The following is a 5,995-nucleotide window of genomic DNA, read 5'->3' on the forward strand; positions in this document are numbered from 1 at the left end:
ACCCTGCGCGTCCCTGCCTGGCCTCGCCTGGTTCCGCCTGGCCTGGCCCCGCCCTCAGGCGAACGCCAGCCAGGCAAACGTCGACCAGGTCGGGGACGCTCCCTTCGCCCCCGACCCGGCCGGACCCATGTACTCAGTGCGCCGCCGACTCCCAATCCGTGCCCACGCCCACCGACACGTCCAGCGGTGCCCGCAGGGTTACCGCTGAGGACATCTCGCGGCGGACCAGGTGCTCGACCTGGGTGCGCTCGCCGGGGGCGATTTCCAGGACGACTTCGTCGTGGACCTGGAGGAGGAGGCGGGACGTGAGCTGTTCGGCCTGGAGGGCCTTGTCGACGTTGAGCATCGCGATCTTGACGATGTCCGCCGCCGTGCCCTGGATCGGCGCGTTCAGCGCCATCCGCTCCGCGGCCTCGCGGCGCTGGCGGTTGTCGCTGTTGAGGTCCGGGAGGTAGCGGCGGCGGCCGAGCATCGTGGCCGTGTAACCCGTCGCGCGGGCCTCGTCGACGGCGCGGCGCAGATAGTCCCGTACGCCGCCGAAGCGCTCGAAGTAGGTGTCCATCAGGCCCCGGGCCTCGCCCGCGTCGATGTTCAGCTGCTGCGAGAGTCCGAACGCGGACAGGCCATAGGCCAGGCCGTACGACATGGCCTTGATCTTGCGGCGCATCTCGGCGTCGACATCCGCCTTGGCCACGGAGAAGACCTGCGAGGCCACCGTGGTGTGCAGGTCCTCGCCCGAGGTGAAGGCCTCCAGCAGGCCCTCGTCCTCGGAGAGGTGGGCCATGACGCGCAGCTCGATCTGGCTGTAGTCGGCCGTCATCAGCGACTCATAGCCTTCGCCGACGACGAAGCCGCGGCGGATGGCGCGGCCCTCGTCGGTGCGCACCGGTACGTTCTGCAGGTTCGGCTCGGTGGACGAGAGACGGCCCGTCGCGGCGACGGTCTGGCTGAACGTGGTGTGGATCCGGCCGTCGGCGGCGATCGTCTTGATCAGGCCTTCGACCGTGACCCGCAGCTTCGCCTGCTCGCGGTGGCGGAGCATGATGACCGGCAGTTCGTTGTCGGTCTGGGCGGCGAGCCAGGCGAGCGCGTCGGCGTCCGTCGTATAGCCGGTCTTGGTCTTCTTGGTCTTGGGCAGACCGAGCTCGGCGAAGAGGACTTCCTGGAGCTGCTTGGGCGAGCCCAGGTTGAACTCGTGGCCCGCGGCCTCGTGCGCTTCCTTGACCGCCTGCTGCACGGCGCCCGCGAACTGCTGCTCCATCGCCTCGAGATGGGGCCGGTCGGCGGCGATACCGGACCGCTCCATCCGGGCCAGGAGCAGCGACGTCGGCAGCTCGACGTCGGTGAGGAGCTCGGCCGCGCCGACCTCCTTGAGCTTCTCGGTGAACGTCGTGCCCAGGTCGAGAATGGTGCGCGCCTGGTGCATCAGGGCATCGGCCTCGGCACTGTCCTCCGCACCGAACGCCAGCTGGCCCTCGGCGGCCGAGGCCGGAGCGAGCTCACGGCCCAGATACTCCAGGGAGAGCGCGTCGAGCGCGAAGGAGCGGCGGCCGGGCTTCACGAGATACGCGGCGAGCGCACTGTCCATCGCGATGCCCTCGATGACCCAGCCGTGCTCGGCGAACACACGGATCACGTTCTTCGCGTTGTGCAGGACCTTCGGCTTCTCGGCGTCCGCGAGCCACGCGGCGAAGGCCTTCTCGTCGGCCTCGTCCAGCTCGGACGGATCGAACCAGGCGGCCGCACCGTCGGCGGACGCGAGCGCGACCTCGGCCACCGAACCCGTGCCGAGCGCCCACGCGTCAACGCTCGCCAGACCCAGGACCTGCGTGCCGTGCTCGTCGAGCCAGGGCTTCAGCTCGCCCGTGGACAGGACCTGACCGTCGACCTCGACACCGGGCGCCGCCGGCGTCTCCTCGACCTCCTCGGAGCCCGGGTCCACGGCGAGCAGCCGCTCACGCAGCGAAGGGTTACGGATCTCGAGCGTGTCGAGGATCATCGCGAGCGCCTTGCGGTCGTACGCCCGGCGCTCCAACTCCGTCGCAGACTTGGGCAGTTCGACGTCGCGGACCATCTCGGTGAGCCGGCGGTTGGTCTTCACCGCGTCGAGGTGCTCGCGCAGATTCGCGCCCGCCTTGCCCTTCACCTCTTCGGCCCGCTCGACGAGCTCGGCGAAGGAACCGAACTGATTGATCCACTTCGCGGCGGTCTTCTCGCCGACGCCGGGGATGCCCGGCAGGTTGTCCGACGGGTCGCCGCGCAGCGCCGCGAAGTCCGGGTACTGGGACGGCGTGAGCCCGTACTTCTCCTGGACCTTCTCCGGCGTGAAACGGGTGAGCTCCGAGACACCCTTGGTCGGATAGAGCACCGTCACGTTCTCGGAGACCAGCTGGAACGAGTCGCGGTCGCCGGTCACGATCAGGACCTCGAAACCCGCGGCCTCGGCCTGGGTGGTCAGCGTGGCGATGACGTCGTCGGCCTCGAAGCCGTCCACCGCGAACCGGTCCACGTCCATCGCGTCGAGGACCTCGCCGATCAGCTCGACCTGCCCCTTGAACTCGTCCGGGGTCTTCGACCTGTTCGCCTTGTACTCGGGGAACTCCGTCGACCGCCACGTCTTGCGCGATACGTCGAAGGCCACCGCGAAGTGCGTGGGCTCCTCGTCACGCAGGGTGTTCGCCAGCATCGACGCGAACCCGTAGATCGCGTTGGTGGGCTGACCAGTCGCCGTCGTGAAGTTCTCCGCGGGCAGCGCGAAGAACGCCCGGTAGGCGAGCGAGTGCCCGTCCATGAGCATCAGGCGCGGTCGGGACTGTGTCTGCTGCGTGTTCGGTGTCTTCTCTGCCACGTCCCCGATCCTCCCACGCCCCACTGACAGTCAGGCCCGCCCCGTGCCCTGAGCGTGAGCCCGGTCACCTCCGCGTGGCAGGATCGGGACGTACGACAAAGACCGCTCGAAGGAGAACGGCCATGGCAGGCAAGCCCCCCGCCGGCGATCCCGTCCAGGACGCACCCGAGGTGGCCGCGCCGCAGCACGCGGCCGCCGGGCTGCCCGCCATCGGCCATACGCTGCGGATGGCGCAGCAGCAGATGGGCGTCAAGCGCACCGCCCTCACCCTCCTTCGCGTCAACCAGAAGGACGGCTTCGACTGCCCCGGCTGCGCCTGGCCGGAGCCGGAACACCGGCACAAGGCGGAGTTCTGCGAGAACGGCGCGAAGGCCGTCGCCGAAGAGGCGACGCTGCGCCGCGTGACCCCCGACTTCTTCACCGCGCACCCGGTGAGCGACCTCGCCCGCCGCAGCGGCTACTGGCTCGGCCAACAGGGCCGGCTCACCCAGCCCATGTACCTCGCCGAGGGCGCCGACCGCTACGAAGCAGTCACCTGGGAGCGGGCCTTCGACATCGTCGCCGAGGAACTCGACGCCCTCTCCTCGCCCGACGAGGCCGTCTTCTACACATCGGGCCGCACGAGCAACGAGGCGGCGTTCCTCTACCAGCTCTTCGCCCGCGAGTTCGGCACCAACAATCTGCCGGACTGCTCCAACATGTGCCACGAGTCCTCCGGTTCGGCCCTCGTCGAGACCATCGGCATCGGCAAGGGCAGCGTGCTGCTCGAGGACCTCTACAAGGCCGACCTGATCATCGTCGCCGGACAGAACCCGGGCACGAACCACCCCCGAATGCTCTCCGCACTGGAGAAAGCCAAGGCGGGCGGCGCGAAGATCATCACGGTCAACCCGCTGCCCGAGGCCGGGATGGAGCGGTTCAAGAACCCGCAGACCCCGCAGGGCATGCTCAAGGGCACCGCCCTCACCGACCTCTTCCTGCAGATCCGCCTCGGCGGCGACCAAGCCCTCTTCCGCCTCCTCAACAAGCTGATCCTCGAGACGCAAGGCGCCGTCGACGAGCAGTTCATCCGCGAACACACCCACGGATACGAGGAGTTCGCCACCACCGCGCGCGAAGCCGACTGGGACGAGACCCTCACCGCCACCGGCCTGACCCGCGAGAAGATCGACGAAGCACTGCGGATGATCCTCGCCTCCGAGCGCACGATCGTCTGCTGGGCCATGGGCCTGACCCAGCACAAGCACGCCGTCCCCACCATCCGCGAGGTCGTCAACTTCCTGCTCCTGCGCGGCAACATCGGCCGCCCCGGCGCCGGCGTCTGCCCCGTACGCGGCCACTCCAACGTCCAGGGCGACCGCACCATGGGCATCTTCGAACGGCCCGCGCCCGCGTTCCTCGACGCCCTGGAGAAGGAGTTCGGCTTCGCGCCGCCACGCCACCACGGACTCGACGTCGTACGCGCCATCCGCGCCCTGCGCGACGGCGAAGCCAAGGTGTTCTTCGGCATGGGCGGCAACTTCGTGGCCGCCAGCCCCGACACCGAAGTCACCGAGGCGGCCATGCGGCGCGCCCGCCTCACCGTCCACGTATCGACGAAACTCAACCGCTCCCACGCCGTCACCGGCGCCCGCGCCCTGATCCTGCCGACACTCGGCCGCACCGAGAAGGACCTCCAAGGCAGCGGGGAACAATTCGTCACCGTCGAGGACTCCATGGGCATGGTGCACGCCTCACGCGGGCGCCTCCAGCCCGCGAGCCCGCACCTGCTCTCCGAGCCGGCCATCGTCGCCCGCCTCGCGCGCCGCGTGCTCGGCGAGAACTCCCGTACGCCTTGGGAGGAGTTCCAGAAGGACTACGCCTCGATCCGGGACCGTATCGCCGCGGTCATCCCCGGCTTCGAGGACTTCAACGCACGCGTCGCCGAGCCCGGCGGCTTCACACTCCCCCACGCCCCGCGCGACGAACGCCGCTTCCCGACCGCCACCGGCAAGGCCAACTTCACGGCCGCACCCGTCGAACACCCCGAACTGCCCGCAGGCCGCCTGCTGTTGCAGACCCTGCGCTCGCACGACCAGTACAACACCACGATCTACGGCCTCGACGACCGCTACCGCGGCATCAAGAACGGCCGCCGCGTCGTCCTCGTCAACCCCGACGACGCCGCGTCGCTCGGGCTCGCGGACGGCTCATACGTGGACCTGGTCAGCGAATGGAAGGACGGCGTGGAGCGCCGCGCCCCCGGCTTCCGCGTCGTCCACTACCCGACGGCTGCGGGCTGCGCGGCCGCGTACTACCCGGAGACCAACGTCCTGATCCCCCTGGACTCGACGGCCGACACCAGCAATACGCCGGTGAGCAAGGCGGTGGTTGTGCGGCTGGAGCCGAAGTAGACGGTCGGCTGAGCGTCGGGGTCAGTACTTGGGGCCTACGTGCTGGTCCATGAGGGCTACGTCGGCCTTGCGGGCTACGGAGATGTTGCGAGAGTTGGCCTGCTTCCAAGCAACGCCGACCGCATCGAGGGTGTCGGTGAAGAGGCGGATGATGTCCGTCGACTTGTTGGTGAAGAAGTACCGGGGGTACTCGTAGCGCTTCTTCTCACCGGATACGAGGCGGGTGGCCCAGTTGGTCATGCGGCAGCCGTCGGAGTGGATGAGTCCCCGGATGAAGTCCCATGGATGAGCGTCCACGATCGCCTGTTGCCACGGTTCGAGGCTGATCTTCCGTTCGTGCTTCCTGCCGGATCCGTGTTGAGGAAAGAGGCACCAGAGGTGCTTCGAGTAGACCTTCACGTCGTAACAGCCTTGTTTTCGGGCGCGGAACGGCTTGTTGTGCGGGAGCACGGCGCGCATGGCCTTCTCGCACTCATCGATGAGACCGGGATAAGTGGCTCCGCACGTGACCGCGAGCCACGGCACTCTCAACCCCTTGGGTTGAATGATGTAGCCATCGCCGAGGTAGAGGCCCAGCAGGTAGGAGTACGCAGGATTGTCGAGGGTGCCGTCGCAGTGCGGGCAGGTCGCGTGAATCCGTCCTGGGCACTCGCCCCGTCTGGCGCGATCGTGATGTTTCCAGGAGCCGATGGTCCCGACAGGGATACTCAGCTCCCGCGCCACGTCCGCGTTTCTGGCCCCGCCGCGCAGCAGC

At 68.7% G+C, this 5,995-nt stretch carries 3 protein-coding genes; 1 reads left to right on the forward strand and 2 read right to left on the reverse strand.

What is annotated here, in order from left to right:
• Positions 1 to 133: 133 nt before the first annotated feature.
• On the reverse strand, positions 134 to 2,797 hold the full coding sequence (polA, locus tag G6045_RS38630) for a DNA polymerase I (RefSeq protein ID WP_165336922.1): 2,664 nt from the start codon (positions 2,795 to 2,797) through the stop codon (positions 134 to 136).
• Between the two features lie 173 nt (positions 2,798 to 2,970).
• Here polA and G6045_RS38635 point away from each other — a divergent pair, with 173 nt between their 5' ends.
• Entirely contained in the window at positions 2,971 to 5,241 is a 2,271-nt protein-coding gene (locus G6045_RS38635; protein WP_165336920.1) for an FdhF/YdeP family oxidoreductase, read from the forward strand.
• Between the two features lie 21 nt (positions 5,242 to 5,262).
• On the opposite strand, the gene G6045_RS38640 is transcribed toward G6045_RS38635, so the two are convergent.
• A complete protein-coding gene (locus G6045_RS38640; protein WP_165336921.1) occupies positions 5,263 to 5,994 on the reverse strand; it encodes a helix-turn-helix domain-containing protein in 732 nt (243 codons plus the stop codon).
• Position 5,995 lies beyond the last annotated feature (1 nt).

Origin of the sequence: Streptomyces mesophilus, assembly GCF_011044995.1 — a bacterium.
GTDB classification, from domain to species: Bacteria; Actinomycetota; Actinomycetes; order Streptomycetales; family Streptomycetaceae; genus Streptomyces; species Streptomyces mesophilus.